Source organism: Prevotella sp. ne3005 (genome assembly GCF_900110085.1).
Lineage (GTDB): Bacteria > Bacteroidota > Bacteroidia > Bacteroidales > Bacteroidaceae > Prevotella.
Window position 1 is genome coordinate 106,529 of record NZ_FOCK01000005.1, and the last position, 25,151, is coordinate 131,679.

Here is a 25,151-nt window from a genome sequence, read left to right on the forward strand (position 1 = left end):
TATGAGAAAATGGTTAATGATATCCTGTCTTATGCCGGTGCTCGTTTTTGCACAGACAGGAAGCTTGAAAGGCAAGCAGATTGGCGTTATTGGCGATAGTTATGTCCGCAATCATGTTGGTAAGATTGAGGATACCTGGCATTATAAGTTTGCACAGAAACATCAGATGCTGTATTTTAATTATGGTCGTAATGGGAATTGTATTGCTCTCGATTTGGAACGTTGGGGACCTGGCATGTACCAGCGCTACAAAGATATGAAGGACTCTTTGGATTATATCATAGTTATTGCTGGCCACAACGATGCCGTCCGCGAACGTCTTGACTCTATTGGCATGGATACATTCCGTGAACGTCTTGGCTTACTATGCAGTGGGCTTATTGAGCGATATCCTAATGCAATGATATTCTTTTTTACACCTTGGACTTGCAAAGATTTTATAGGCAGTCCACGTCAACAGGTGGTTGATACGATACTTGAGATCTGCGGATCATACGGAATCCCTGTTTTTGATGCAGCCCGTCATAGTAATATCTTTGCAGCAAGTGAACAGTTTCGGAAGATTTATTTTCAGGGAGGAAAAGGTACTGACACAGCTCACCTAAATCCGCAAGGGCACGACCGATTCTTACCTGTGGCAGAAAAATTCATTCTTCAATACATAAATGAACAATGATGCCATCTGTTAGACGGCTTTGACGCCCTCGCGAAGTCGTAGAGGATGTGTCTATTCAACTGTTTCTGAATTCCAATGGTGTCATACCGAAATGATCTTTCACGTATTTACCAAAGAAGGAGGGATTTGGAAAAGCGAGTTTGTCGCAGATTTGCTTAATACTGAGATCTGTCTGACGCAGGTAGTAACGGATATCCTCCAGCACATGTTCTGTAATCCATTCGTTAGCGGTCTTGCCAGAATTCTTCTTGCAGACGGCCGTGAGGTATTTGGGCGAGATGCAAAGTTTGCTGGCATAAGCTTCTACCGTGTGACGTTTCACATCGTTGGAGTGTAGCAAATCAAGGAAATGCTGGAAGTGGACCTTTGACGTCATTTTCCTATTATCATGCAAAGTAGCAGAGTCTTCCAGATTGGTATCTGATGCCAGCATCTTCTCCATCCGGCCGCAGAGTCCAAGAATGGCCGAGCGTAGCAGCGACTGGATAACGTCGGTTTTTAATGGATAGTCCCCTCCTTTGGTAATGGCCAGCGTCAGCATGTCATAGAAGTGGGTGTAGAATAGCATCTCGTCTTCGTCCATGGTCACGATATGGTGGCGACGGATGTACATCATGTCGTTCCAGATGTTCATTTTCTCGCGCAGAAAACTCTGAAGGATGCGGTAGGTGAGGAACATAGCCTTCAGGTTGAAGTCAGGGCTGACCATCACGTCGGTCACCGTGACGTTCTGGGGTACGATGGCCACCTGGTTCTTGTGAAGTTCCATTTGTTTGCCATTCATCTGAGCCTGTACCTTGCCGTTGGTACAGATGACGACGGCATTCATGGCCACATGGGCTGTATTGACTTCGGTAAATTGCTGAATACTGTCAACAACCACAATATCGTTGTCGGAATAGCCAATCTGGATATCCTCATTGTTAGCTAATGTCTGAAATGTTACTTCTTCATGCTGTTTCATGTTGCAAAAGTACTTAAAATTTTCCATATTCAATGTCTTATTTGGCATCAATGTTGGTTGTTTTGACCTCATGATGTCAAATTGGTAAGATATGAAGTGAAATCGGACATTGATGATAGCCGATTTTGGATTAATTTTGCAGCTAAAACAAGTCATTTAGTTATGAAAAAGTATTTTTTGATACTGCTATCAGTCATATTACTGGGCAGTTCTTGCCAAAAGCAAGCAGCAAAATCGAGCATGAAGGCTCCGACGAGAGTGAAAACCCAGGTGGTATCACCTGGCATGATGGATAATGCCCAGACGTATGTGGGTATGGTAGAAGAACGCGAGGCTACCGCTGTCAGTTTTACGGGGATGGGTGTCGTTAAGCGTGTGCTGGTACGTGAAGGCCAGGCCGTAGGCAAAGGTCAGTTGATTGCGGAGATGGACGACACGCAGGCTCGCAACCTGCTGAGTGGTGCCGAGGCGCAGATGACACAGGCCAACGATGCGTTGGCGCGCTACAAGATGCTGCACGACAATGGCTCGCTGCCAGAGGTGCAGTGGGTGGAGGTCCAGAGTAAGGTGGCTCAGGCCAAATCGCAGTTGGAGGTAGCCAAGAAGAATCTCGCCGATTGCCGGTTGGTAGCACCTGTAAGTGGTGTCATAGGTAAGAAACTGATTGGTGCAGGCGAGACTGCCTTACCCTCACAGGCCGTTGTGAGTATTCTTGACATCTCTGCAGTAAAGGTAAAAGTAGCAGTTCCCGAAGCTGAGATTGGCGGTATCAATGCCAGTACTCCAACGAATATCCAGGTGGAAGCCATCAATGGTAGTTATCAAGGAGGCCAGATAGAGAAGGGCGTGCAGGCCGATGCCCTCACGCACACGTATGATATTAGAATAAATGTGGCAAATGGTGACCGGAAGCTACTGCCAGGGATGGTGGCCAATGTACGTTTTGTCTCTGATGGCTCGCAGGCTATTGGTAGCAAAATGGTTCCTGTAACGGCAGTACAGAGGAAGTCTGACGGCAGTCTGTTTGTCTGGACGGTTGGCAAAGACAGCACTGCTCATCGCACAACTGTTACTATTGGTCAGCCACAAGGCAATTATGTGAGTGTCATCGACGGGCTGAATATCGGTGGCCGTATTGTCACAGAGGGTTATCAGAAACTGAGTGAAGGAACCAAAGTGATATATTAGGATGAAAAATACGAATTGGCTCCGATGGCCGTTGGAGCATTACTCAATATCATTGCTCATCGTCGGCATCTTGTTTGTGATGGGTATTTACGGTATGTATATCATGCCGAAGGACGAATTTCCACATGCCACCATCCGACAAGGTGTGGTAGTGGCGGTCTATCCCGGTGCTACATCGGAAGAGGTGGAGCAGCAGGTGGCACGTCCTTTAGAGCGCTATCTTTTTACCTTTGGTGAGGTGAATCGCAAAAAGACCACCACGCAGTCGCAGAACGGCATGTGTATCGTGATGGTGAAGTTGAACGATGATGTGAACAACAAGGACGAGGTGTGGTCGAAGATTAAGCACGGGCTGAATGGTTTTAAGGCGCAGTTGCCCAGTGGGGTGCTGGCCATCGTGGTGAACGATGATTTTGGCAATACCTCGGCTCTGCTCATCGCCATTGAGAGCGACCAGCGCAGCTACCGCGAACTGAAACAATACAGTGATGATTTGAGCGACCGCCTACGTCGCATCCCGTCGGTAGCGAATGTGAAAATCTTCGGCGAGCAGAAAGAGCAGATCAGTCTTTATATAGACCGCCAGCGTCTGCAAGCCTATGGTATAGGTCAACAGATGCTCTTTTCGCGTCTGCAGGCTCAGGGCATCACCACGATGAGTGGCAGTATCAGCGATGATGACCAGCAGATACCCATCCACGTGGAGGCTCAGGAGAACAGCGAAGAGGAGATAGCCAACCAGATTATTTTCTCTGACCCTGCAACGGGTAAGGTGGTACGTGTTCGCGATGTGGCCCGTGTGGTACGCGAATATGAGCCGATGTCGAGTCGTATCGAGCAGGACGGACACCCCTGTGTGTTGCTGTCGATGGAGATGACGCCGGGTAATAACGTGGTGCAGTATGGTCAGGAGGTGGATCAGGTGCTGAAAGATTTCCGTCAGAACGAACTGCCCGAGGACGTGAATGTGACCCGCATAGCTGATAAACCCAAGGTGGTGGCAAAGAGCGTGAGCGACTTCCTGCGCGATCTGCTCATCTCGATGGCCATCATTATCCTGGTGATGATGGTGCTGTTCCCCATTCGTTCGGCCATCGTGGCGGCCATCACCATCCCGCTGAGCACCTTTGTGAGTGTGGCGGTGATGTATATGATGGGTATCGAACTGAATATCGTGACGCTGGCGGCACTGATTGTGGTGCTGGGAATGATTGTCGATAACTCGATCGTGGTCATCGATGGCTATCTGGAGTATCTTGGCAAAGGATTCAAACCCTTTGATGCCGCTATAGAGTCGGCCCGTCAGTATTTTATGCCTATGCTCTTGGCCACCATCTGCATTTGTGCCATTTTCTACCCATTCCTCATCACGATGAAGGGTATGTTCCACGACTGTCTAGTGGATTTCCCAGTCACGATTACCATCAATCTGATGGTGTCGCTGGTACTGGCGGTGACCGTGATTCCATTCCTCGAAACGCGTATCATCAAGCCTGACAAAGTGAGTACGGATGGTAATAAAATAACCAAATGGGTGCAGAATACATATAATAAGGTGTTAGACTGGACTTTTGCCAACCCGTGGCTAACCATCGGTGGTGGCATCGCCGTCATTCTGCTCTCAACACTGATAGCTCCCACGCTGAAGATACGTCTCTTCCCATATGCCGACCGCGACCAGTTTGCCGTAGAGATATTCCTGCCAGACGGTAAGGGACTTGCAGAGACGGAGCTGATAGCGGATTCTGTACAACATGTGCTTGAGAAGGATGAACGTATCACTGGCATAACAGGTTTCATCGGCTGCTCGTCGCCTCGGTTCATGGATGCATACGCCCCGCAAATGGCTGGAAATAACTATGCACAGTTTATCGTGAATACCCGGGGCGACAAAGCCACGCTTGCCCTCTTAGCCCAGTATCAGCCACAACTGAGTGAGGCATTCCCCAATGCCTATGTGAAGTTCAAGCGATTGGACTATTTGGAGGTGAGTGAGTTGGAGTACCGTTTTTATGGCGACAACCTCGACTCGCTTCATGTGGCGGCGGAACGACTGATGGAGCGGATGCGCCAGATGCCGGAACTGGAGTGGGTGCATACCGACTATCTGCAGCCTTATCCCCTCATAAACGTCGAACTCGATCCTGTAATCTCAGCTCAATTAGGCATTACGCGCACTACCGCCCAGCTGGCTCTGAGTGCCACATCAAGCGACCTACGCGTAGGACAGATTTGGGAGGATAACTACGGCCTTCCCATTGTGGTGAAGGACGATACCGATATGACCTTCTCTGATGTGGCCAATCTGGGCATCGCATCACCGATGTCGATGGTATCGGGAGGTCTGCACGGCACCAATTCTACAGTGCCTCTGCGACAGATTGCCAAAGTTGCTCCCAAGTGGAGCGAGAGCCGCATCATGCATCGTGGCGGTGAACGCTGCATCACGGTGACGGCCCAGTTTGCACAGGGTGTCTACACCGCTCCTGTAGAAAAAAAGATAGCCCGCATCATGCAGGAGGATATCCAACTGCCGCAAGGTGTGCGTACTGAGGTGGGTGGCGAGATTGAATACGGTGACGAGGCCATGCCGCAGATTATCGGCGGCATTACCATTGCGATGATCATTGTATTCTTCTTCCTATTGTTCAACTTCAGGAAGTATGGTGTGACGACCGTCTGTATGGCTGCCTTGGCACTGATGATCCCCGGGGCGCTCATTGGTCTGGGACTGATGAACCGCGCCTTAGGACTGACCTCTATTTTCGGTCTTATCACGCTGATGGGCATGATTATGCGTAACGAGATTCTCATCTTTGAGCATGCCATCGACCTGATTAAGAAACATGTGGCAGAACATGGTGACTGGAAGAAGGACAAGCAGGCCTATAACAAGGCAGTGCGTCAGGCAGCCTATGAAGCTGGCAAACGACGCATGGTGCCTATCTTCCTCACCACAGCCACTACTGCCGTTGGTGTGGTGCCGATGATCATCGCCCAGAGTTCTTTCTGGATGCCCGTTGGTGTCACCATCTTCGCAGGTGGTATCGGCTCACTCATCATGGTGGTTACCATGCTCCCCGTCATTTATTGGAAGGTTTCGACTAAGTGAGAGAAGTAAGAGCTTGCTCTCACTTCCGAACGTGAGAAAGCTCAACGAAGTTAAAGTTTCTACAAAGTAATTATGAAAAAGATATTATTAATGATAGCTTTGGGCTGTGCACTCTCTGCCTCAGCACAGACCTACACATTGGAGCAGATAAAGGATTCTGCCCTGCATAACAATATCGCTATCCGCAGTGCCAAATACAACATCGAGACTGCCCAACAGCAACGTAAGGAGGCATTTACCAAGTATTTCCCCAATGTGAGCGGTACTGGTCTCTGGTTCAATGCCAATAAAGGTATGGCACAAACTACGCTGAACCTCTCTGAGAGTATGTCGCCCGAACTGGGGATGTCTCTGGCTCAGTCGTTGCCTCCAGAGGCCTTGGCTGCCTTGGGTAACCCCATCAGTATCTCGATGATGAAAAACGGTACCATCGGCTCGCTTATGGCTGTGCAGCCTGTCTTTGCCGGTGGTCAGATCATCAACGGCAATAAACTCGCCAAGGTGGGTGAACAGGTGAGCCATCTGCAATTACAATTGTCGGAAAACGAAGTGGAGAAGACTGCCGAACAATATTTCTGGCAGTTGGCCTCAATGCAGGAGAAGATGAAGACTATCGAGGCTGTGGACACCCTATTGGCTGGTATCCACAAAGATGTAGATGTGGCTGTGCGTGCTGGTTTAGTCATGCCCAATGACCTGTTGCAGGTGCAGCTGCGCCAGAACGACATCCAAAGTCAGCGGTTGAAGTTGAATAACGGCATCTCCATTGTTCGTCTGTTGCTGTCGCAGTATTGCGGCCTGCGCGATACGTCGTTCGTCATATCCTATCAGTCTGATGTTACTTCACCACTAGTTACCAAGCAAGACCATCGTCAGGCACTATTGGGAACCGCAGAGTATCAACTGCTTGGCAAACAGGTGGAAGCCACAAGTCTCCAGAAAAAGATGGCCGTTGGCCAGAACCTGCCATCAGTTGCTGTTGGCGCGGGCTACAACTACCATAATCTGCTGGACAACAATCACTCGTTCGGGATGGTGTTTGCTACCGTCAGTGTGCCCATCTCCGACTGGTGGGGCGGTTCTCACGCTATCAAGCGCCGTAAGATAGAGCACCAGAAGGCAGTAGAACAGTTAGAGGATAATGCCCAACAGCTGCAGATCCGTATGCAAAATGCCTGGAATGGGGTGGAAGAGTCGCATCAACAGCTGGTCCTGGCTCAGCGAAGTATCGAACAGTCAGCGGAAAACCTGCGTCTTAATCGCAACTATTACAAAGCCGGTATCTCTAAGATGAGCGACTTACTCGAAGCCCAGATGCTCTATCAACAATCTCTCGACCGCCGTACAGATGCCTATGCAGATTTGCAACTACGGCTTTTAGAATACAAACAAGCGACAGGACAAGAATAAAGTATTTTGTTTTAATATTCGTAGAGTCTGATGTGCAGTAATTTCCACTCGCCGACACTGATACGTGCATGACGGCCTTGGTGGGTTTGGTCACCGTTATGACGACGGAGATACTGCATCGTGCCATCATCCGAAATGCAGACTTCATCGACGGAAAGGAGGCCGAGGCGTTTGCCGTGGAAGTGCTTGTCCGCTTTTGGGCTTGTGCTTCCGCCTGCTTCGGCAAATCCATCTTCGCCTAACTGTTTCTTTTCCTCTTGTTGTTTCTCTGTAGGTGTCTTGAAGTCGACGACCACACCGCTGCCCGCCAGCAGATAGTCATACTTTCCTAATCGGATTATCATGGCGCCGCCCTCTGGCCACGTACTGCCGTCGGTGGCGCGTGGATCCCAAGGAAGGGTGAAGTAATGACGACAGGTCATCACTACGCCTTTGTCATTAATGATGCGTTCCTTGTCTTCCTGATCGAAGAGTAATCCCCAGGTATTCAATGTCTGCTTGATATTGGATACTTGCCGCAACAGCGAATAAGCTTTTGTTACCGTTTCTGTCTCTTTAGGAGATGCCTGGTCGATGGCGAAGGGAGAGAATCCAAGTGCCTGATGCTCGCCAAAGGCATAGAGGGCACGCACACCGCTGTTCTCGCAGCAACGGCTCTCAGGGATAAAGAGGCGATTGTTTACCTTCCGACCATCTTGTGGACGTAAAGGCATCGCATACTGTGCACACCACGACTTGAAGCCTGTGTCGTAGATGTCGGGGGCGAGCAGGTCGATGCTGGGTGCACCCTCAAGCCAGAAATCGATGAGATGCGCCAACGGACCAGCTGATGGATATTCACCGGGACGGCGCCCACGACTGTTCATAGCGGCATTCACGTAGAGTGGCATGTCGTGAATCTCACGGGCTGCCTTGGCCAGATGCTCCACATAGCGGGCATAGCTCAGTGCCATAAACTTCTCATCGGCATATTCGTCCGTACCGTAACGCTCTGCCCACCGTTCTTTATTATAAGCCTTTTCTGCTAATGGAGAATGGTCGCGTGCTGACTCTAGCATACCAATCTCGTTTTCTATTTGCATCATGATGACTACCTCGCGCTGCGGGTCACGCTCTTTGATATGTCGCATCAGTGCTGAGAAAGCTTTCAGGTCGGCCTGCAGTACATTGTCGCTGAAGCACGATGCAATCTCCAGCTGCTTCCCCTCGGCAGTCATGGCCCGTGGAAACCGCTTCACATCGAGCTTGAACCATGCCGGCGCATAGCACGACATGGAGTTTTTCCAAGCTCCAAACCAGAGTGGCACAATCTTCAGCCCCTGCTGTCGTGCTACATCGATGGTGCAATCGACAAGTGTAAAGTCCATCTGTCCCTCCACGGGCTCGAGGAATTCCCAATAGACTGGCACGAGCACTGTATTCAGCCCCAAAGCCTTCATGCGTGGCAACACCTCCTCAACATCACTTACCGACGTTGCTGCTGAGTTGCTTAACTCGCCACCAAGGATGCGGAACTGCAAACTGACGTTATCAGCTTGCAATGTATTTGACATGAGCATCATGATTATGCTCAATAATGCCGATATAGATCTGCCCTTTTTCATAAAAATCTAACTATCATTGTTATTCTTTGTGACATTGCCTATTTGTCACATTTATTGGGTGGGTTAATCTTCTTGATGATTCGGGCTGGATTGCCGCCAACCACCACATTGTCAGGCACATCCTTCGTCACTATAGCGCCTGCGGCAACAACGGCATTCCTGCCAATAGTTACGCCAGGACAGATAATGGCACCGATGCAAATCCACGCGTTCTCTTTGATGGTCACCATTCCGAAATGGAAAAGGTTGTGCCTGTCATAAAGGTCATGATCGACCGTTGCAATCTTAACCTCGGGGCCAATCAGTACATTGTCTTCTATCACCACCTTCCCCGGAGAGATGATGGTCGCCCCTTTGTTGATGGTCACGTTCTTCCCGATTGTTATCCGGCATCCGCAATCACAATAGAAAGGAGACACAATGGCAACACTGTTGTCTATCTCACGTTGGAACAGCTCTTCCAGCAGACTCTTGTAATCAGGATCTGTAGGCTTCCTGGACGATATCTTCAGACATAGTTCATGACTCCGTATCATCTCAGCCTCCACATCACGCATTCGAGGGTCTCTTTTATCACCCGACCCTGTGGCATCTATGATGTCAAACATAATGTCTTTCATATCCTTCCCTTAAATGTATAACCGATACCTTCAACGGCGGCACGGATGGCCTCTTCGGTGGCGGGGCCTTTGATGGTGAGGGTGTTGGCCGAAGCACTGGCCTTGGCTTTCTCTACGCCTGGCAGTTCCTCAACGGCACGTACTACGGCTGCTTCGCAATGACTGCAATGCATATCCTCAACGCGATAAATGGTCACATCGGGGTCTAATGTTTCTTTAGAGGTGAACTTACTAAATAGTTTCATCATAAGAGCAAAAATTATTAATAGGGTTAATATTGTAGCGCAAATAAGCTTAAAGGGGTTGGGTAGGGCAGATGTGCCCATGCAACAGGCATCCTGAGCGGCAACGGTGAAGTCAATTCCAGTAGCATTGAGCAGCAGTCCGAAGAGGATGGCAAAGGCAACGATGGTCATCAGGTAGATGGACGTAAATCGACGCCCCATTGATTTGTGAACCACGAGGATGGAGGCGAGGTTAACGGCAGGGCCAGCCATCAGCATCACCAGTGCCGCTCCAGGCGAGAGTCCCTTCACCATCAGTGCTGCCGCCACAGGGATGCTACCCGTTGAGCAGATATACATCGGAATGGCGATGACAAGTAAGACCAGCATCTGGAGCAACGGCTGACTGCCAAACTGCAGGAAAAACTCGTCGGGCACAGCCACCTGAATCAATGCTGCTACGACAAGGCCGATAATCAGACGCAGACCGATGTCGCGAAGCATGTCATAATAGGCATACTTCAGAACGCGCCATGCCTTATTCCCCCGTTCCACCTGACATGAGCAGCTATCAATGTCCACGACATCATCATCACGCAGCAGACGGTTTACAAGCAATCCTCCACAAACACCCGTGATAAGTGCTGCCGTGGGACGTATGATCGCAAAACCAAGCCCCATCAGTGAGAACGTGGCCAGAATGGAGTCGATGCCCGTCTGCGGCGTGGCTATGAGAAACGAGGCGATGGCTCCTTTCGAAGCCTTCTCGTTTTTCAGGCCGATAGCTGTAGGAATGACGCCACATGAACAAAGCGGCAGGGGAATACCCAAGAGTGCTGCCCAGACAACAGACAGTTTGTTGTTACGCGACAGATACCTGGCATAAAACCGCTGTGGCACGAATACATGCAGCACCCCTGCGATGAAGAATCCCAACAACAGATAGGGAGCCATCTCGCAAACAACATTCAGCAATGATAATAAGAAATGATACATGTTACTAAGTAAACTCAATGATTGCGCTCACATCTTCGCCGATAGACAGAGAGACAATGATCACGTTGTCGAGTTTGTAGATGGTAGGTACTAGCATGTCACCCAGTTTTGCGGCCACCCGATACTCTACCCGCAAGCCACTTACAACGAAGTCATCCGGCAACAGTTCCATCGCCATGCGTACATAGTTGGCATTGTTCAGATGCTTGTTGTAATCGATGTCGGCACGCAGCACGCGGATGGGTTCAAGAATCGTTCCTTCTGTTTTAGGCAGCATGATGCGGCGGTCTTTGTAGTTCATCTCCAGCTGAGGCTCAAGATTCATGGAGGCTATGGTGGCATCATCCACACGTTTCAGCTTGCCAGCCTGCTTGTCGACGAAAGCTCCCATGCTCCACGTCTTGTAGCAGGGCCTGCCTTCAGCATCGTAGATGAACGTATTCCGGAACCCGAACATCGGCTTCATGCCATAGACGGAGGTCGTCACCGTCAGTTCCTCTTTGTATTCGGGCACACGGACAATCTCCACCTGACGTGTAGCCAAAAGTTGTGCCATATTCTGCTCCGTGAAATACTGCTTTACACCAGGTTCTGAGTCAATCCACATCTCAGAGCAGTCCTGCATCATCTGGAGAGCGGAATAGAGTTTCAGCCGCCCTTCACTGTCACAAGTACTTGTCGTTACTTTGTAATTCAAACTATACATATTTCCTTATCATGATTAAATTAATGAGCGCAAATTTTTATCAGGCACCATCACGATATTTAAAGTAGCCTTTCCGGAGCGTGAGCGGGCCTTCATATTTTCTGCTGGCTTGAGGATGGCTGATACGACAGTCGCCTGTCAGATCGCCATTCTTGTCCAGGTGAGCATCGAAGTGGAACTCATGATTAAGCTTCATGTTCTCCTCGTCGTAATCGATTTCTTCAACAGACAGGGTTGTACCGTTGAAGGAAGCGGTGGCCTTGTCAAAACCATAGAGGCGATAGATGTTACACTCGGTGACCTCCAGCCCTTTGCCGTTCATTTCCAGACGTAGCAGCAACTCAGGACCGTCATCGCCAACCCAGCCCCAATAGCCGACGAGCGACTTGGCCTTCTCACGGATTTTCAGACCCCGACGGATTGTCTCCCGCAGGTATTCCTTGTCATCATTGCCGTCTTTGGAAGGTGAGAAATCATCGATATACCAATCATCGCGCTCAAAGCGTAGGGCAATGGTGGTCTTTAGATCGCTGAAGTTATGGATGTTCAGATCCACAAGGGCCGTTGAGTCTGTGATTTCATAGACCTTTGCTACCTTGCAGCTCCAGTCTTCAGACCAATCCTGTCCACAAACCCAGTAATCGTAGTCGTACAAGATATCGCCAGTCTCGTTACATATCTCTAAAGCCTCCTCCATCAGCGCATAGTAGCGCTCAGAGCAATAGGCACTGTCGCGGTTGAAGGGATTGCGTATATAACTCACCTCTTTCCCTTCGCTGTCATAGGTCGATTTGCCAACACCTTTGTAGATGGTGTCGATGCGCTGGCGGATATAGTCTTCAGAATGTTTGTCTATTCCAGCATCAGCTATGGTGTCACTTGACAGAGAGTCTGTGTCGCTGACGGCTTTTCCTGTCTTGTTGCCGCAGTTCAGCATCAAAGCAGCGGTGAGAATAAAAAATAGAATCTTCTTCATATTTATTATTGTTATTTTTGTCGTTTGCTATGCAAAGGTAAAGATAATAGCTTATATCGCAATCGATTCATCTAACACTTTAAGAGAGTTTAACTAGATATTATCTTTGTTGCCATAGACTATTGCCACCACCTTAATGTTGCAAAGTTGCAAAGTGAAACGACTTATTGAGATAAACCGAGATTTTTTCCTCTAAAGCCTTGGAGGATTGGGATATTTATCGTATCTTTGCAGCCGTAAGACAAATAAATCGCATTATGACGGCAATTACTATCAATATTCCCAACCATGAGCTCAGCTTCTTCAAGAAGATGATGGCGAAGATGGGCTGGACGTACAGTGAGGCAGACGTTGTACGGTCGGAAGCCACGCCCAAAGAGAAAACACTCGCCAAGGTTGACCATGCTTTTGGACAATTGCGCCAAATGAAAGATGGCCAGTTAGAGGGCATCAATGCGGAGGATTTGCTAAATGAACTGTAAGATTGAAGCTACCCCAGACTTTGCTCGCGAACTCAAGCAACTTGCCAAACGCTACCCCTCGATGAAGGACGACTATCGACACTTCATCGACACGCTGCGCAATTCACCCCTCACGGGCAAGCCACTCGGTAAGCATCTGCGCAAGGTTCGCTTCCCAATTACTTCGAAGGCAAAGGGTAAGAGTGGGGGTGCAAGGGTCATTACCCATACCGTGCTTGTAGAGTCTGATGGCGCAGACATCACCCTTGTCACTATCTATGATAAGTCCGACCAAGCCAACATAACAGACAAGGAATTGAAGCAACTAATCAAAAAGAACGGACTCGAATAGTCGTGGGACAGCAATCACCATCGCCCCTGGCGCCAACGTTCCGTTTCTGTTTTGTCTTACATGAAATATCCGCAACCTCTTGGGTGGGAGATTGCGGACGTGGATAGATTAGAGGGTTCCTGCTCAGAGTATGATCGGGCCGTGGCCCATGCACGAGGTGGTTCCGAGGGCAGTCAGGGCTGCCGTGAGGATGCTGACGATGACCTGCAGGACGGTCTTCCAAGTTTCTTTCTTCATGGTGCTTTCATGGTGTTTTTAGGGTGAATAACTATGGAGGGGCCTCGCTGGGGGAAAGCCCCTCCGATTGCTTAATGGGTGCCAGAGCCGCTGCCGGAGTCTGAGCCGCTGCCGCCGTTGCCTTCAGTCTCCTCGGCCTTCAGGAGGCTGTCTACGTTGACGAACTCGGCCTTCTTGATGAACTCACGGCTGGAGATGTTCTCCTCGGTGGTCTGCTCGGGCAGGAATCGGATGTGCAGCGCCTTCATGTGCTTCGAAGGGTTGTACTCCTCCTTCTTGTCGGCACCGTTCTTCTGGTTCTCGAGCGTGGTGTAGAAGATGCCGAGGCCCTCAATCTTCACCTTCTTCGACTCTAGGAGCATCTCCACCAGACAGCTGCGGAACTTCTCAAGCACGCCATACACCACGTCGGGGGTGTAGATCGAGCCGTGCTCTGAGATGTGCTGTGCCAGCTTGCGGGTGTTCAGCGTCTCGAGTGCCTTCACCTTTGCGTACCACTGGCCGTAGCCTGCGTTGTACTGATTCTGGTTCTGTTTTACTTCATACAAAATCTTTGCCATAGTGTTTAAAAATGTGTTTTACATAGTATTAGATTCATTGCGACGATCTACATCGGCCCGCCGCTTACCGCTTTGTTTGTCCGGACACTACTGCATTTCCCTAATGCTCTGCAAAGGTACAACATTTTTCGCACACTTCCAAATTTTGACCCTCCAATTGACGCCATTTTGACGTCGAAGATGCTCAAATTCGCGTGATTTTTACGAGCCGTGAAATTTTGCTCCGCGAAATTACGTTTCGTGTTTTTCGGCCAAGCAGATGCCGATTCTTTGTAACAATGTCACTTTGTCACTTTGTAACATTATGTACTTGCAATTCCCGCCTAGAGTATATTATAAATTATTATATATTATAATATATAATAATTCTTATTATCTTCCCCTTCCACAATCGCCACCACCTTAATGTTACAATGTTACAAAGTTACAATGTTGCAAAGTGTGAAACGACTTATTGAGATTCGGGAATCAAAAGCAACCATCGAGTTTGCGCTGATGATGGCTGAGTACTGTCTGACGGAGCAGATCAAGACCTTCGGTGAAGCCCTGCAAAGTCAGTATGTCGATGCTCAGGACGAGTGCCAGCGATATGGCGCCAATCACTCTGTCTTCGACCAGCTGGCCCCCACGTTTACGATAGATGACCTTCGGGCTCTGAAGCGTGGATTCTGTTCCGATGGGGCCCTGCGCATGATTATCTCTCGCTGGATGCGCGACGGCTGGATTAGCAAGACCGACCGCCACCGCTGGAGTAAGGTGAAAATTGAAAATTGAAAATTGATCAAAGGTCGAACGGCTTTGGCTTTGTAACTTTGTAACTTTGTAACATTAAGCATTATGGAACTGATATTGGAACGTATAGCAAAACGCAAAACCTATACCATTGGGAGGCTGTATATTCAGCAACGTGTGAATGACGAGTATCTGGCAGGAACAGCCAATGATTATTTTTGCGACACGCTGGAACCCACATGGCGCAACTATGCCAACGGGGCCTATAAAATCAAGGGCAAGAGTGCCATCCCCGAAGGTCGCTACGCCGTGGTGATCTCGTGGAGTCCGAAGTTTGGGGCATGGCTGCCCATCCTGCTCGGCGTGCCGAATTTTGAAGGCATCCGCATCCATGCGGGCAACACATCGGAAGACACCCAAGGTTGCATTCTCGTGGGACTAAACAAACTTGTAGGCCAAGTCGTCGACAGCCGCATCTGGCTCCATCGCCTGAAGCAGAAGATCGTCGAGGCCAAGAGTAGGGGTGAGCCTGTGTGGATCACCATCCGTTAACTCTCAAGAACCGCATAAAACGTAAACGGTTAAATGAGAAAAGATGCAATATTTCCGATTCTTCTTGCATTTCTCGTATATTTTTCCTAAATTTGCAGCGGTATAAAACTATAAACCCAAATGAAGAAGATTTTATATACGTTAATTCCTATGATGTTGGTGGCCTGCGGAGGCGGTAAGAAGTCACCTCAGGATGGTGGCCACGGTATTGGCATCGACAGTGCTACTGTCGCTCAGATTAATGCAGGGGATGCTGACTATGTCCCCCAGCGATCCGACTACTCTTTCCGCTCGGATGTACGTACTATCACAGAAGATGGTGAAGTGCGTTGGGATTCCATCATCGTCTGTCTGACTGATGCCAAGGGGCATAGGCAGGAATTGTATAGTCAGGCACTGCCGTTAGACACCCTGAATTGGGACAAGGGCAGCATAGGGGAAATCTCGGAGGATGACTGGAACTTCGACGGCATCCCCGACCTTCAGGTGTGTACCGGACCGATGAACGGATTCGGGAACTACACCTATGATGTCTGGCTTTGGAATGACGAGGCGCATAAGTTCGAGGAACTGAAGTGCGATGGCGTGATTTACAGCCCGACTATCGACCCCGATAATAAGTGCGTCGTCAGTTTCTGGCGGCTTGATGATGATGTGGAAATCATAAAGTATAAATGGAAGGATGGTAAACTCGTTGAGTCGGAACGTGAACAAATGTCGGCCAGTGAATTGGCGGATGACTGAATAATGGTTCAGAATATGGAGAGTAATATGAAAAAGAATAATAAACTATAAGCCAAAATGTTATGAGAAAAAGTATTTTGATGATTGCCGCAGTGGTGATGCTTATGGGCTGCGGAGGCAAGAAGGCACAGACGGAAAGTGTCGATGCTGTCATTGCCGACTCGACGGTCACGGATTCAGCTGCCGTTGTAGTAGAGAAACCCTATGACTTTGAAGCCATTGCCAAAGCTATTGAAGGTTGTGAATATTTGGAGAATTTCAGTCATGGTGTGGCAAGGGTTAAGAAGGATGGTCAGAACTTTTATATTGACCTGCATGGTAACATAGTGGAGAAACCAAAGGTGGAGGAGGATCCTGACAGGCTGACCTGTGAATATGAAGATGGAAAATATGGCTATAAAGATAGCAAGGGTAATGTTGTCATTCCCTTTAAGTTCCATTTTGCCCATAATTTCAGCGATGGCATGGCCATTGTCGTGAACGAGAGTGGAGAGGTGGGGTATATCAACACCAAAGGCGAGCTGGCTATTCCTTATCAGTATGATACGATGGCCGAGAGTGACGGCAACGATTTCCACGAGGGACTTTGTGCTGTTGTCGTCGATGGTTCGCATGAGTGGGTCAGCTATGTCGACAAGACCGGCAAGCTGGCTTTTGAGGGCGTTTTCAGTTATGGTGGCGATTTCAGCGAGGGCCTGGCTGCTGTCGGGACTACAGGTGAAGGTGCTCGAAGCGGCTATATCGACCGTTCAGGAAAGATGGTTATCGAACTGCCCGCCGGCTGGTGGGGACGCAAGTTCACGGATGGCGTGGCCCAGACTCAGAAGCGTGACTCCTGCTATATTATCGACAAGACTGGCCAGCGCCTTTTCAAGGTGAATAATGAAATCACCTACACGGGTGATGCCATCAGATACTCTGAAGGTTTGGCAATGGTCTATGGCAAAGGGAAATACGAGAAGAAGCGCGGCTTTATGGACAAGACTGGCCGCATCACCTTCTGTCAGGAATAACACTAACATTGATGAATATATGAAGAAACTGTTATTTGTGTTGATGACGTTCTGTGCCGTGATGAACGTTCAGGCGCAGACCATCCAGGTAGGCCAGAAATTCTGGGATGGCTATGAACTTTATATCGTTCAGGAGATCAGGTTAGGTACCATCGTCTATATGACCACCAAGCATGGCGCTGAACTGACCTTGGAGAAGATTGCGGGCAAGCAGGGTGAATATAAGCTCATCCCCAGCCGTCAGGCAGATGAATGCCCATTCGGCGCAGAGTACGGATGGAAGGTAAAGCATATCACGCAGGAAGGTGAGAACTTCCTTGCTATCCGTAAGCCTAATGGTGACGTGGTGTGGACGATGAAGCTGACTAAGCTCAACGAGCAGGAATGTGAGGAGATGCAGCAGATGATGGAGCAGGAGGAGCCTTGGAACGCCGTGAACAGCGTACTGCTCAACCGGGCCTACCTGCGTGGTATGGTCTCATCAAAGCAGGAACTGCGCCTGTTGCGCAATAAGATTCTGGCCTATCACGGCTACCGTTTCCAGTCGAAGGATCTGCAGGAGTATTTCGGTAAGGTAAGCTGGTACAAGCCAGGCAATGATAATAACGCCATCAAGCTGGACATCATCGAACAGACCAACATCCAGCTCATTAAGAGCGAGGAGGCAGACAGGACGGAAGAGGTTTTGGGGGATGAACCCTATTGGGAAACGGAAGAGGGTGTGGCAGAATGCATCCGTGAGTATTTTGATGCCGTCAATAAGACTTTCGCAGAAGGGTCGGGCAAGAGTCCTTTCGACTTGGACAAGAAATACTATTCTGCCTATTGGAACGAAGTATATAATAAGGTGAACGAGAAGGAAAGCAATGCCACATCGACAGAGCAGCTCTTTTTTGTGGATGACAACCACTGGACGGCAGGCCTGGAGACTCCCGTTGAAGCGAAGGACATCAAGGTGGAGTTTCTGACAGACACTAAGGTCGAAGCCACATTAACCCTCGTGGATAAAAGGCATGGCCAAAGCCTGAAAGCCATTCTCACCCTAGATTTTGAGGAGGCCATATGGCGCATCAGCAACTGGCTTGAAAAGAGTCACGATACCTCGGGAAGTATATTGGTTCGGATGGAAAAATATATAGGACGTTAGTATGAAAAAACTATCATTAGCAATCATTTTCGCCTGCTTCACGCTGGCCGTAGCTGCACAAGAAGGTTTCCGAGTAGACTACCAGGGTGCTCGCCCAACAATCAATGACTTTGTGAAGGCCTATCTCACATCTATCCTCTCCGAAGAAGTAGAGGAATGTGACATGGAGGGAATAGCCATTTACAAAAGCCTGCAACGTGCCATAACCAGTAAAGAAAAGGGACGTCCACTCGAAGAGAACGTGACACTTACAATTGACACGAAAAACGGTTTCCTGGTTTATGAGCAAAAATACGAAGATTATGTATCAAGGATAGAGATGTGCTACTGGAATGAGTCAGACGGCAAACACAAGCTCTTTGCTGATAACAGATGGAGTTTCGAGAAAGGGAAACCCATCCTCGGACAATACGACGGACTGAGTTTCTACCGCTACGACCATGCCACGAAGAAGATGAGCTGGTGTGAATCGCCTGGCTTCGACGTGGAATATTTCAATAAATCCTATGCCCTGCCTCGTACGGGGAAGGACATCATCGTCACGACGTGGCATGAAGATGGCAAGAAGACCCAGAAGACACTGAAGTGGAACGGTCACGGATTTAGCTACTGAACGCTTGCAATCTACAGCTCACCTTCGGGTGAGCTTTTTTCTTCAAATCCGAAAAACTCCTTTAATCCTTTTTTCTCCTTCAGGTCATCTATGGTAAATCCGTAATGACTGGCTGCTGCAAGGGTGATGACGCGTTCTAGAAATTCATCATAAGAAAGCCTGAACCACTCCTGCGGGATATCCACACAGATGGTTCCTCCACCATAGTGACTGCCTTCGTTCCATGCTTCGTCAAGCTCTGCTTCGTATTTGCCGTCATCCCTCTTGTTGAAGCAGTACCACGATGTCCATTCTTCCATGCCCTCTACGTAGTGGCCTTCGAAATGTGGGGCAGAGTGCGACTTCGGCGAATAGGTGGCCTCGCCCTTCTTCGCATCCCTCCGATAGATCATGAATTTTTCCTTGTGCATATCTCTCTTATTTGTTTATGAAATATATGAGGGCAATGTTGCTTCCGATATGCGCCAGCTGTCATACGTTGTTAGTCATTTACATGTTCTCGTCTGGCTGCTGGCCGTCGTGAGCCTTCCATGTGCATTCGGTAATCTTCATATCGGAGAATATGGCTGTAAAGGATGACTCTTCGGGCGAGCAGGCATAAATGCCGAAGCTGATTTCATCGGCGGCTGCAGGCATGTGGCAGACGCGCATCTGACTGAACGCCTGTCCGTCGGAAGAGCACTCGATGCAGTAGTCATCCTCGCGGCGAGAGAACCGGTACCACATGGTTTTCACGTTTGCGGGAATAGCCGTCGTGGCCCAGTCAGAGTAGCCATTGTTTGTGACTACACTGCCCAGATGCTGAAACTCCTCGTTCTCGTATTCCACCGAACCCTTCAGCCAGTTCTCGCTGCCAAGATACATCACGATACCACACTGGTCAAAACGGTGATGACTGCCTGTAAAATCGGTCTTCACCACAAAGCTGAAGAACTTCTCACGCGTCTTCATCTGGAGGACAGGGGCGTTGTCGTTCTGAAAGTGGTAGTACGTGCGCTGCCACAGGTCTGTATGCGGCGCAGTGGTAATGACGATGGTGTCGCCCTTCACTTCATATCCCTTAGGCTCCCTTGTCCATTGGAGGCTGCTAAAATCAATGTGCCCACTATCGGCAATAGCCTCTTTGACGTTGTCTACAAATTCCATCTTCGATTCTTTTTGAGTTCGGTTTCCGCAAGCTGTAAGCAAGCAGAGACTGATGATAATGAAAATACCTTTTCGCATATTTAGTCGTTCTGGTTGTCTGATAATACAGTCTATTTCATTTGTTTGTCGAGTGTTACTACGGTATAATAGGCACAGTGACCGAAATGGTCGTCTACCATGCCATCACGTGTTGGAATTGCTAATAACTTCATCATTATTTCACAAATACTATTAATTCAATGGGCAAAGGTACTCATAATTCCCCGTTTTTTTGTAAATTTGCAGCCATATTTAACAAATATATGAAATAGGAGGCTTAATTATGGCACATCTTTGCGAAAACTGCAAATTCAGGGCACACTATGACAAGAAGCCCAATTCGTTGTTAGGCAAGTTCTGGCGTTGGCACATTAACTTCTGTCCAGGCTGGAAGGGTTACTTTACTTCCCAAAGCGAGGAGAAGAAAGTTGAGTTGAGGGAAAAGTATAACTTCACCAAGTATTAGTCTATGGCACATTTCGGACAGTCTGATGATTTTAGGCGTGATGAGTTGATACGGATCATCGAGCATTCTGTTGAGAAATTGACGTTAGCGGAATTAGAGGCTCTATACTACGATATGACCACGAAGTCGTATATCAATGATAATTAAGTGGATACATAGGATATGCGACCGTTATCAACAAGAACAGCAGGCTTTACGGATTCCGTTATCCGTAGGATGACCCGGATATCAAACAAATACGGAGCCATCAATCTCTCTCAGGGATTTCCGGACTTCGACCCTCCAAAGGAGATCACAGACCGTCTGGCGGAAATTGCCCCTCGTGGTCCTCACCAGTATGCGATTACATGGGGAGCGCAGAACTTCCGTGAGGCATTGGCTAAGAAACAGAGTCACTTCACTGGTCTGGACATTGACCCTGATAAGAATATCGTGGTGACATGCGGATCGACGGAGGCTATGATGGCAGCCATGATGACGGTTGTGAATCCTGGCGACAAAGTGGCCATCTTCTCACCGTTCTATGAGAACTACACGGCAGACACCATTCTGAGCGGTGCTGAGCCGATATACATTCCACTCGTGCCGCCTACGTGGGCTTTCGATGCCAACCTGATAGAGGATGCGTTCAGGCAGGGTGCAAAAGCATTGGTACTCTGTAATCCGTCTAACCCCTGCGGTAAGGTCTTTACACGTGAGGAACTGCAGACGATAGCAGATATTGTAATAAGGTACGATGGATATGTGATTACCGATGAGGTCTATGAGCACATCGTCTATGCGCCGCACAAGCACGTCTATATCTCCACACTTCCAGGCATGTGGGAGCGCACCATCTCATGCAGCTCGCTTTCCAAGACCTACAGCATCACAGGCTGGCGGCTGGGCTATGTCATTGCCCCGGAACGCATCATCGACCGGGTGAAGAAGGTGCATGACTTCCTGACTGTCGGTGCAGCGGCTCCATTGATGGAGGCTGCCATAGTTGGCCTATGTTTCCCAGATTCCTATTACGAGGGCTTGCAGGCACATTATACTCACATGAAGCATCTGTTCTGTGACGGGCTTCGTCAGTTCGGATTGGAGTTTACTGATCCAGAAGGTGCCTATTATGTGATGCTTGATGTCTCGAAGTATGGTGTGAATGATGACCTGCATTTCTGTGAATGGCTTGCTGAGCATGTCGGGGTGGGAGCCGTTCCTGGCAGTTGTTTCTTCAAAGAGGATGTGCATCATCTTATCCGTTTCCATTTTGCCAAGCGCGACGAGACATTACAAGCTGCCCTTGACCGTCTTTCAGAACTTGATAGCAAGGCAAGAACATATCAGTGTCACCATTGGCGATGACTGTTTTGTCGGCCCCAATGTCAGCATATACACCGCCTGTCACAGTACTGATCCTATGGACCGCAACTCCCGTCAGGAATGGGCAAAACCTGTTTCTATCGTTATAAAGAATTTATGACTGACTTTGATACCATCTGGCGCACTCAGGACGAAATCAGAACAGTGGTCAATGCTGTTCTGGGTGCGCTCGGCTTTGCCGCTCTTACCGAAGGGACGCAAGAATGTATCTGGAATCTCAGCTATAATGATCGACGGATGGCCATTGAACTGGAGTTGGCCAAGTATCTGGAGGAGGAAGAAGTTAACATGCTTATCAACCAGTTCCCAGTTACGGCTGACTATGACGGTGTAGGCTCGAAAGGAACAAAGTTCGTGTTTTACGTGTAAAAAGGGAACTCCCATTCCTGAGAATTCCCCGTGTCCTTTTTGAAAGGCATATGTAGAGGCAAAACGTACTCTTTATCTGCGTCCAAAGTGACCTGCATTCTTGCGTCCCTATGGTAGCAAGCGACCGGAGGTCGAGCGGCTATGTCCATGGCGTGGTGTGTTGCTGGCCAAGGTGTGGTTTGAAATACCGTGACGCTTGTCAACTTTAACGGGAGCTTTTGGGTGATGCGGAGCTGGTGCAGGATGGCGCACAGCTGGAGCATGGTGATGCGGTGCAGGTTTGTGCATGTGAGCATAGTGTGAGCCGTGAATCCTGTTATGGCCACCCTTGTAGGTCACGAACACCGTCGGGTGTGCATTGTAGAAATGCCCTCTGTTGTAGTGAGAGTACACTGCAAATGTCCAGCTGCCAGCTTTCCATGCTACAGGACGATAGAAGTGGGAGAGAGCCACATACTTGTCGTACTGCCAGCTGTTCAGAACATAGCGAAGGTCTGCGTTACGGCGATCCCACCAGATGCCGAAGACATCACCGTTTCCGTTCAGGCTCATCAGGTAGTCGAGATTGATCTCATAGACTGACTCATACTGTGCAGCGGTGAGGTTGAGCTCGTAAGCCATCTTGTCGCTCAGGAAGAGGGCTTCGTTCTTTGCTGCATTATAGCTCATTGCTTTGGCCGAGATAGTCATGACCATCATCATTGCCAGGATCATCAGCCGATTAGTGCTCACTATCGTCTTCTTCATATCTTTATCTCCTATACTTTAAATTGTTACTATTATCCCTGGCTTACGCCAGCCCCTTATCAAGGGTCTTCAAATGTTCACGGTGCAAAGTACGGCATTTTCCTGCTGATTTGCAAAGGATAAACTCTAAAACGATAGGGGTAAAGTCCTAAAGATTCGGGGGATTTTCCCCTCTGTAGTTGTATTGAACTGGTCAAATATGCTGAAATACCAAACTCTTGCGATGTAAAATGCCTTGCGGACGGTATTTCATATCTGATAGTTTCGCAGTAACTTTGCACCCAGATACTTTTAGCCATTTTACCAATTGTGAATTTAAAGGGTAAGTCTATGGTAGTAACTAATGAGACCGAACAAGGCCGACAGTACAAGGAATATACTCGTGAGGCCACAGGCAATAAAGCCGAAAGAAGCGCTCAGCTACTCGGTGGAGAGTTCTGGTACGAATAGCGCAGTTCCACAACCCGTTTGGAAGGCAGCCTTGGTGCTGCCTTTTGTATCTATTCTTCCCAGTCTATTTCCTGGAAGCGTGAGAAGCGTTTACCGTTCCGTTCTATCTGCTCAAAGAACATCTTTTCCGGACGTACCCAGTATTTGCGGTCGCCGTAGAGAGCCTGATAGACCACCATGCGTTCCTGAGTCTCTGAGTCGAAGGCTGATGCTATCAACTTGTACTTGTTTCCCTTGAAGTGCTGGAAATATCTTACCCGGTCTTCTGCGATGGGATAGTCAAGCAGCAGCTTCTCGATGAGCGGACAGTACCATGTCTTGAACTGTTCAGCCGTTGGGGTATGTCCTCCAGGGAAGTGATGGCTGTTCATATAGTGCTTCAGGAAAAGCGGCTCGAAGTGTGCCAATGTATCTTCCTCACCGAAGAGCCCCCATACGCGATCCTTATTATATATATTACAGCAGTCGAACTGGTGTACCTCCAGTTCCTCGAACTCACTGATGAGTTGTTCGTCGATGGTGAAGTCCTGCTTGCCATCAGCCCTTGGTGACTTGTATTGATGGCTGCCGATACGTTCACGGAGGAAGTCGGACATCTTGAAGTGCGGATTGCCGAGTAGGGCAGGGATTCCTACAATCGGTGAGATCATCTGTGCATAGAACGAGCCGCAACTGTTGCCCACAAGCACGTCTGGTTTCTCCTTGTCACAGATGTCGCGGATAAGCCTGATGGCATCATGAGGGTGGAGTGGGAGGTCGGGGGTCAGCACGTGGGCTTTTCCCTCAAAAACCTCCCTCAGTGCCACAGCAGGCACACACTGGCCGCTGGCATAAAATCCGTGAAGGAACAATATCGTCTTTTCTTTCTGCATATCGGGTTGCAAAGGTAATCAAAAATTTCTTATTTACCCGAAAAAGTTTGTAAGATTGTAAAATAATGCTTATTTTTGCAGACATTTCTCTTGATAGATATGGCAATACAGGTGACATACAGGAGAACCAGGAGGCTGTCGATGCGCATTGTGAAGAACGGCGATGTTCATGTGTCGGCACCCATTGGCATGCCTAAGAAAGAAGTGGAGCGGTTCATTGAGGAACACCGCGAGTGGATAGCCGAGGCACGTAAGAAAACCTACGAGAGTCAGAAGCGCAGGGCTGACTTTTATAATCAGCTGCCGCTAAGGACGAGGGAACAGGCTGACGATGCCCTGCGACGACTGAAAGCCCTGATAGAGCCGATGGTGGAGCGTCACTCCAAGGAGATGGGCGTGAAGCCAACCATTGTCCATTACAAGGCGATGATCTCGCGTTGGGGTGTCTGCAATGTCAGGGACAAGTCCATCTGCTTCTCTGCCTATCTGTTGCTGTTGCCGGAATGGTGTGTCGAGCACGTGGTGGTTCATGAGCTGTGCCATCTGTTGGAGCCAAGCCACAATGCCCGCTTCCATGCGCTGATGGACAAGTTCTTCCCTCGTTGGAAAGAAGCGCGGAAGGCTGCGATTAAGCGAGTGAAGATTGGAGCTTGCTCCGAATCATCCGAGCGTGAGCAGGCTCGACCGAAGGTCAAAGAAACAAGGCAAATCTGCAAGATGGAGGAAGACGAAGATGAGTAGCATTGCCCTTTTCATATTTGCTTCATCATAATTACTCAAAATCTGCTTGATTCTGGGTGTAAAGTTACG

General features: G+C 48.9%; 29 protein-coding genes and 1 pseudogene. 17 read left to right on the top strand and 13 right to left on the bottom strand.

The features are described 5' to 3' along the window. Window position 1 precedes the first annotated feature (1 nt). The gene (locus BMY16_RS08500; protein WP_091841660.1) at window positions 2-676 is read left to right on the top strand and encodes an SGNH/GDSL hydrolase family protein; all 675 of its coding nucleotides are present in this window, start codon (window positions 2-4) and stop codon (window positions 674-676) included. A 55-nt stretch (window positions 677-731) separates the two neighbouring features. Here BMY16_RS08500 and BMY16_RS08505 read toward each other — a convergent pair whose 3' ends face one another. After that, a complete protein-coding gene (locus BMY16_RS08505; RefSeq protein WP_170836055.1) occupies window positions 732-1,640 on the bottom strand; it encodes a helix-turn-helix domain-containing protein in 909 nt (302 codons plus the stop codon). A gap of 162 nt (window positions 1,641-1,802) precedes the next feature. On the opposite strand from BMY16_RS08505, the gene BMY16_RS08510 reads away from it, so the two are divergent. The 3 genes from BMY16_RS08510 (at window position 1,803) to BMY16_RS08520 (ending at window position 7,350) form a co-directional block, all read left to right on the top strand. Further along, complete coding sequence (locus BMY16_RS08510) at window positions 1,803-2,828, top strand: efflux RND transporter periplasmic adaptor subunit (RefSeq protein WP_091841663.1); 1,026 nt, start codon at window positions 1,803-1,805, stop codon at window positions 2,826-2,828. A 1-nt stretch (window position 2,829) separates the two neighbouring features. Next, window positions 2,830-5,940: an efflux RND transporter permease subunit gene (locus BMY16_RS08515; protein WP_091841665.1), complete on the top strand. Its 3,111-nt coding sequence runs from the start codon at window positions 2,830-2,832 to the stop codon at window positions 5,938-5,940. 72 nt (window positions 5,941-6,012) lie between these two features. Beyond that, window positions 6,013-7,350, top strand: coding sequence for a TolC family protein (locus tag BMY16_RS08520; RefSeq protein WP_244513003.1), 1,338 nt, complete (start codon window positions 6,013-6,015; stop codon window positions 7,348-7,350). Window positions 7,351-7,361: 11 nt separating this feature from the next. Here BMY16_RS08520 and BMY16_RS08525 read toward each other — a convergent pair whose 3' ends face one another. The 5 genes from BMY16_RS08525 to BMY16_RS08545 all read right to left on the bottom strand — a co-directional run bounded on the left by BMY16_RS08525 (window position 7,362) and on the right by BMY16_RS08545 (window position 12,476). Further along, entirely contained in the window at window positions 7,362-8,903 is a 1,542-nt protein-coding gene (locus tag BMY16_RS08525) for a DUF5597 domain-containing protein (RefSeq protein WP_244513004.1), read from the bottom strand. A gap of 89 nt (window positions 8,904-8,992) precedes the next feature. Further along, window positions 8,993-9,574: a DapH/DapD/GlmU-related protein gene (locus BMY16_RS08530; protein ID WP_091841670.1), complete on the bottom strand. Its 582-nt coding sequence runs from the start codon at window positions 9,572-9,574 to the stop codon at window positions 8,993-8,995. After that, window positions 9,571-10,794 carry a permease gene (locus BMY16_RS08535; protein WP_091841671.1) on the bottom strand — a complete coding sequence of 408 codons (1,224 nt, stop codon included), beginning with the start codon at window positions 10,792-10,794 and terminating at the stop codon, window positions 9,571-9,573. Before BMY16_RS08535 ends, BMY16_RS08530 begins: the two co-directional genes overlap by 4 nt. Window positions 10,795-10,798: 4 nt before the next feature. Then, on the bottom strand, window positions 10,799-11,500 hold the full coding sequence (locus BMY16_RS08540; protein WP_091841673.1) for an acyl-[acyl-carrier-protein] thioesterase: 702 nt from the start codon (window positions 11,498-11,500) through the stop codon (window positions 10,799-10,801). A 40-nt stretch (window positions 11,501-11,540) separates the two neighbouring features. Further along, the gene (locus BMY16_RS08545; protein WP_091841674.1) at window positions 11,541-12,476 is read right to left on the bottom strand and encodes a YqhG/Tai3 family protein; all 936 of its coding nucleotides are present in this window, start codon (window positions 12,474-12,476) and stop codon (window positions 11,541-11,543) included. 257 nt (window positions 12,477-12,733) lie between these two features. Between BMY16_RS08545 and BMY16_RS08550 the strand changes: the two genes are divergently transcribed. Both BMY16_RS08550 and BMY16_RS08555 read left to right on the top strand, forming a co-directional pair. Next, window positions 12,734-12,958, top strand: a complete 225-nt coding sequence (locus BMY16_RS08550; RefSeq protein WP_091841676.1) for a hypothetical protein — start codon at window positions 12,734-12,736, stop codon at window positions 12,956-12,958. Beyond that, window positions 12,948-13,289 (top strand): type II toxin-antitoxin system RelE/ParE family toxin, encoded by a 342-nt coding sequence (locus BMY16_RS08555; protein WP_091841677.1) that lies wholly within the window; start codon window positions 12,948-12,950, stop codon window positions 13,287-13,289. The genes BMY16_RS08550 and BMY16_RS08555 overlap by 11 nt, the downstream gene beginning before the upstream one ends. Window positions 13,290-13,412: 123 nt before the next feature. Here the strand turns inward: BMY16_RS08555 and BMY16_RS15490 are convergent, their stop codons facing one another. Both BMY16_RS15490 and BMY16_RS08565 read right to left on the bottom strand, forming a co-directional pair. Continuing rightward, window positions 13,413-13,526: a smalltalk protein gene (locus BMY16_RS15490; protein ID WP_170836056.1), complete on the bottom strand. Its 114-nt coding sequence runs from the start codon at window positions 13,524-13,526 to the stop codon at window positions 13,413-13,415. A gap of 71 nt (window positions 13,527-13,597) precedes the next feature. Next, entirely contained in the window at window positions 13,598-14,086 is a 489-nt protein-coding gene (locus tag BMY16_RS08565; RefSeq protein WP_091841681.1) for an HU family DNA-binding protein, read from the bottom strand. A 441-nt stretch (window positions 14,087-14,527) separates the two neighbouring features. Between BMY16_RS08565 and BMY16_RS08570 the strand changes: the two genes are divergently transcribed. The 6 genes from BMY16_RS08570 to BMY16_RS08595 all read left to right on the top strand — a co-directional run bounded on the left by BMY16_RS08570 (window position 14,528) and on the right by BMY16_RS08595 (window position 18,887). Next, window positions 14,528-14,860: a hypothetical protein gene (locus BMY16_RS08570; RefSeq protein WP_244513006.1), complete on the top strand. Its 333-nt coding sequence runs from the start codon at window positions 14,528-14,530 to the stop codon at window positions 14,858-14,860. A gap of 63 nt (window positions 14,861-14,923) precedes the next feature. Then, on the top strand, window positions 14,924-15,370 hold the full coding sequence (locus tag BMY16_RS08575) for a DUF5675 family protein (protein ID WP_091841684.1): 447 nt from the start codon (window positions 14,924-14,926) through the stop codon (window positions 15,368-15,370). A 120-nt stretch (window positions 15,371-15,490) separates the two neighbouring features. Further along, the gene (locus tag BMY16_RS08580; RefSeq protein WP_091841686.1) at window positions 15,491-16,114 is read left to right on the top strand and encodes an XAC2610-related protein; all 624 of its coding nucleotides are present in this window, start codon (window positions 15,491-15,493) and stop codon (window positions 16,112-16,114) included. A 62-nt stretch (window positions 16,115-16,176) separates the two neighbouring features. Continuing rightward, a complete protein-coding gene (locus BMY16_RS08585) occupies window positions 16,177-17,127 on the top strand; it encodes a WG repeat-containing protein (RefSeq protein WP_091841687.1) in 951 nt (316 codons plus the stop codon). Between the two features lie 19 nt (window positions 17,128-17,146). Next, complete coding sequence (locus BMY16_RS08590) at window positions 17,147-18,274, top strand: YARHG domain-containing protein (protein ID WP_170836045.1); 1,128 nt, start codon at window positions 17,147-17,149, stop codon at window positions 18,272-18,274. Between the two features lies 1 nt (window position 18,275). Next, a complete protein-coding gene (locus BMY16_RS08595) occupies window positions 18,276-18,887 on the top strand; it encodes a hypothetical protein (protein WP_091841690.1) in 612 nt (203 codons plus the stop codon). Between the two features lie 11 nt (window positions 18,888-18,898). Here BMY16_RS08595 and BMY16_RS08600 read toward each other — a convergent pair whose 3' ends face one another. From BMY16_RS08600 to BMY16_RS16045, 3 genes and pseudogenes are all read right to left on the bottom strand, one after another. Continuing rightward, window positions 18,899-19,297, bottom strand: coding sequence for a hypothetical protein (locus BMY16_RS08600; RefSeq protein ID WP_091841692.1), 399 nt, complete (start codon window positions 19,295-19,297; stop codon window positions 18,899-18,901). A 79-nt stretch (window positions 19,298-19,376) separates the two neighbouring features. Next, complete coding sequence (locus BMY16_RS08605; RefSeq protein WP_091841981.1) at window positions 19,377-20,033, bottom strand: DUF1349 domain-containing protein; 657 nt, start codon at window positions 20,031-20,033, stop codon at window positions 19,377-19,379. Between the two features lie 128 nt (window positions 20,034-20,161). Beyond that, window positions 20,162-20,254, bottom strand: a pseudogene (locus BMY16_RS16045) (NifB/NifX family molybdenum-iron cluster-binding protein); the annotation flags it as partial. A gap of 101 nt (window positions 20,255-20,355) precedes the next feature. Here BMY16_RS16045 and BMY16_RS08615 point away from each other — a divergent pair. The 4 genes from BMY16_RS08615 to BMY16_RS08630 all read left to right on the top strand — a co-directional run bounded on the left by BMY16_RS08615 (window position 20,356) and on the right by BMY16_RS08630 (window position 22,272). Continuing rightward, window positions 20,356-20,538, top strand: a complete 183-nt coding sequence (locus BMY16_RS08615) for a hypothetical protein (protein ID WP_091841694.1) — start codon at window positions 20,356-20,358, stop codon at window positions 20,536-20,538. Between the two features lie 3 nt (window positions 20,539-20,541). Further along, window positions 20,542-20,685, top strand: a complete 144-nt coding sequence (locus BMY16_RS15495; protein ID WP_170836057.1) for a hypothetical protein — start codon at window positions 20,542-20,544, stop codon at window positions 20,683-20,685. A gap of 15 nt (window positions 20,686-20,700) precedes the next feature. After that, entirely contained in the window at window positions 20,701-21,885 is a 1,185-nt protein-coding gene (locus tag BMY16_RS08620) for a pyridoxal phosphate-dependent aminotransferase (protein ID WP_091841695.1), read from the top strand. A 114-nt stretch (window positions 21,886-21,999) separates the two neighbouring features. Then, window positions 22,000-22,272 carry a hypothetical protein gene (locus BMY16_RS08630; RefSeq protein WP_091841697.1) on the top strand — a complete coding sequence of 91 codons (273 nt, stop codon included), beginning with the start codon at window positions 22,000-22,002 and terminating at the stop codon, window positions 22,270-22,272. A gap of 108 nt (window positions 22,273-22,380) precedes the next feature. On the opposite strand, the gene BMY16_RS08635 is transcribed toward BMY16_RS08630, so the two are convergent. Beyond that, entirely contained in the window at window positions 22,381-23,019 is a 639-nt protein-coding gene (locus BMY16_RS08635; RefSeq protein WP_139207177.1) for a hypothetical protein, read from the bottom strand. Window positions 23,020-23,519: 500 nt separating this feature from the next. After that, window positions 23,520-24,341, bottom strand: a complete 822-nt coding sequence (locus BMY16_RS08640) for a YqiA/YcfP family alpha/beta fold hydrolase (RefSeq protein ID WP_091841700.1) — start codon at window positions 24,339-24,341, stop codon at window positions 23,520-23,522. A gap of 99 nt (window positions 24,342-24,440) precedes the next feature. On the opposite strand from BMY16_RS08640, the gene BMY16_RS08645 reads away from it, so the two are divergent. Beyond that, the gene (locus BMY16_RS08645) at window positions 24,441-25,082 is read left to right on the top strand and encodes a M48 family metallopeptidase (RefSeq protein WP_091841701.1); all 642 of its coding nucleotides are present in this window, start codon (window positions 24,441-24,443) and stop codon (window positions 25,080-25,082) included. Window positions 25,083-25,151 lie beyond the last annotated feature (69 nt).

Bases quoted from the DNA above. Each gene is read 5' to 3' on its own strand.
- BMY16_RS08500 (WP_091841660.1), top strand. From the start codon at position 2: ATGAGAAAATGGTTAATGATATCCTGTCTTATGCCGGTGCTCGTTTTT.
- BMY16_RS08505 (WP_170836055.1), bottom strand. From the start codon at position 1,640: ATGAAACAGCATGAAGAAGTAACATTTCAGACATTAGCTAACAATGAG.
- BMY16_RS08510 (WP_091841663.1), top strand. From the start codon at position 1,803: ATGAAAAAGTATTTTTTGATACTGCTATCAGTCATATTACTGGGCAGT.
- BMY16_RS08515 (WP_091841665.1), top strand. From the start codon at position 2,830: ATGAAAAATACGAATTGGCTCCGATGGCCGTTGGAGCATTACTCAATA.
- BMY16_RS08520 (WP_244513003.1), top strand. From the start codon at position 6,013: ATGAAAAAGATATTATTAATGATAGCTTTGGGCTGTGCACTCTCTGCC.
- BMY16_RS08525 (WP_244513004.1), bottom strand. From the start codon at position 8,903: ATGTCAAATACATTGCAAGCTGATAACGTCAGTTTGCAGTTCCGCATC.
- BMY16_RS08530 (WP_091841670.1), bottom strand. From the start codon at position 9,574: ATGAAAGACATTATGTTTGACATCATAGATGCCACAGGGTCGGGTGAT.
- BMY16_RS08535 (WP_091841671.1), bottom strand. From the start codon at position 10,794: ATGTATCATTTCTTATTATCATTGCTGAATGTTGTTTGCGAGATGGCT.
- BMY16_RS08540 (WP_091841673.1), bottom strand. From the start codon at position 11,500: ATGTATAGTTTGAATTACAAAGTAACGACAAGTACTTGTGACAGTGAA.
- BMY16_RS08545 (WP_091841674.1), bottom strand. From the start codon at position 12,476: ATGAAGAAGATTCTATTTTTTATTCTCACCGCTGCTTTGATGCTGAAC.
- BMY16_RS08550 (WP_091841676.1), top strand. From the start codon at position 12,734: ATGACGGCAATTACTATCAATATTCCCAACCATGAGCTCAGCTTCTTC.
- BMY16_RS08555 (WP_091841677.1), top strand. From the start codon at position 12,948: ATGAACTGTAAGATTGAAGCTACCCCAGACTTTGCTCGCGAACTCAAG.
- BMY16_RS15490 (WP_170836056.1), bottom strand. From the start codon at position 13,526: ATGAAGAAAGAAACTTGGAAGACCGTCCTGCAGGTCATCGTCAGCATC.
- BMY16_RS08565 (WP_091841681.1), bottom strand. From the start codon at position 14,086: ATGGCAAAGATTTTGTATGAAGTAAAACAGAACCAGAATCAGTACAAC.
- BMY16_RS08575 (WP_091841684.1), top strand. From the start codon at position 14,924: ATGGAACTGATATTGGAACGTATAGCAAAACGCAAAACCTATACCATT.
- BMY16_RS08580 (WP_091841686.1), top strand. From the start codon at position 15,491: ATGAAGAAGATTTTATATACGTTAATTCCTATGATGTTGGTGGCCTGC.
- BMY16_RS08585 (WP_091841687.1), top strand. From the start codon at position 16,177: ATGAGAAAAAGTATTTTGATGATTGCCGCAGTGGTGATGCTTATGGGC.
- BMY16_RS08590 (WP_170836045.1), top strand. From the start codon at position 17,147: ATGAAGAAACTGTTATTTGTGTTGATGACGTTCTGTGCCGTGATGAAC.
- BMY16_RS08595 (WP_091841690.1), top strand. From the start codon at position 18,276: ATGAAAAAACTATCATTAGCAATCATTTTCGCCTGCTTCACGCTGGCC.
- BMY16_RS08600 (WP_091841692.1), bottom strand. From the start codon at position 19,297: ATGCACAAGGAAAAATTCATGATCTATCGGAGGGATGCGAAGAAGGGC.
- BMY16_RS08605 (WP_091841981.1), bottom strand. From the start codon at position 20,033: ATGGAATTTGTAGACAACGTCAAAGAGGCTATTGCCGATAGTGGGCAC.
- BMY16_RS08615 (WP_091841694.1), top strand. From the start codon at position 20,356: ATGGCACATCTTTGCGAAAACTGCAAATTCAGGGCACACTATGACAAG.
- BMY16_RS15495 (WP_170836057.1), top strand. From the start codon at position 20,542: ATGGCACATTTCGGACAGTCTGATGATTTTAGGCGTGATGAGTTGATA.
- BMY16_RS08620 (WP_091841695.1), top strand. From the start codon at position 20,701: ATGCGACCGTTATCAACAAGAACAGCAGGCTTTACGGATTCCGTTATC.
- BMY16_RS08630 (WP_091841697.1), top strand. From the start codon at position 22,000: ATGACTGACTTTGATACCATCTGGCGCACTCAGGACGAAATCAGAACA.
- BMY16_RS08635 (WP_139207177.1), bottom strand. From the start codon at position 23,019: ATGAAGAAGACGATAGTGAGCACTAATCGGCTGATGATCCTGGCAATG.
- BMY16_RS08640 (WP_091841700.1), bottom strand. From the start codon at position 24,341: ATGCAGAAAGAAAAGACGATATTGTTCCTTCACGGATTTTATGCCAGC.
- BMY16_RS08645 (WP_091841701.1), top strand. From the start codon at position 24,441: ATGGCAATACAGGTGACATACAGGAGAACCAGGAGGCTGTCGATGCGC.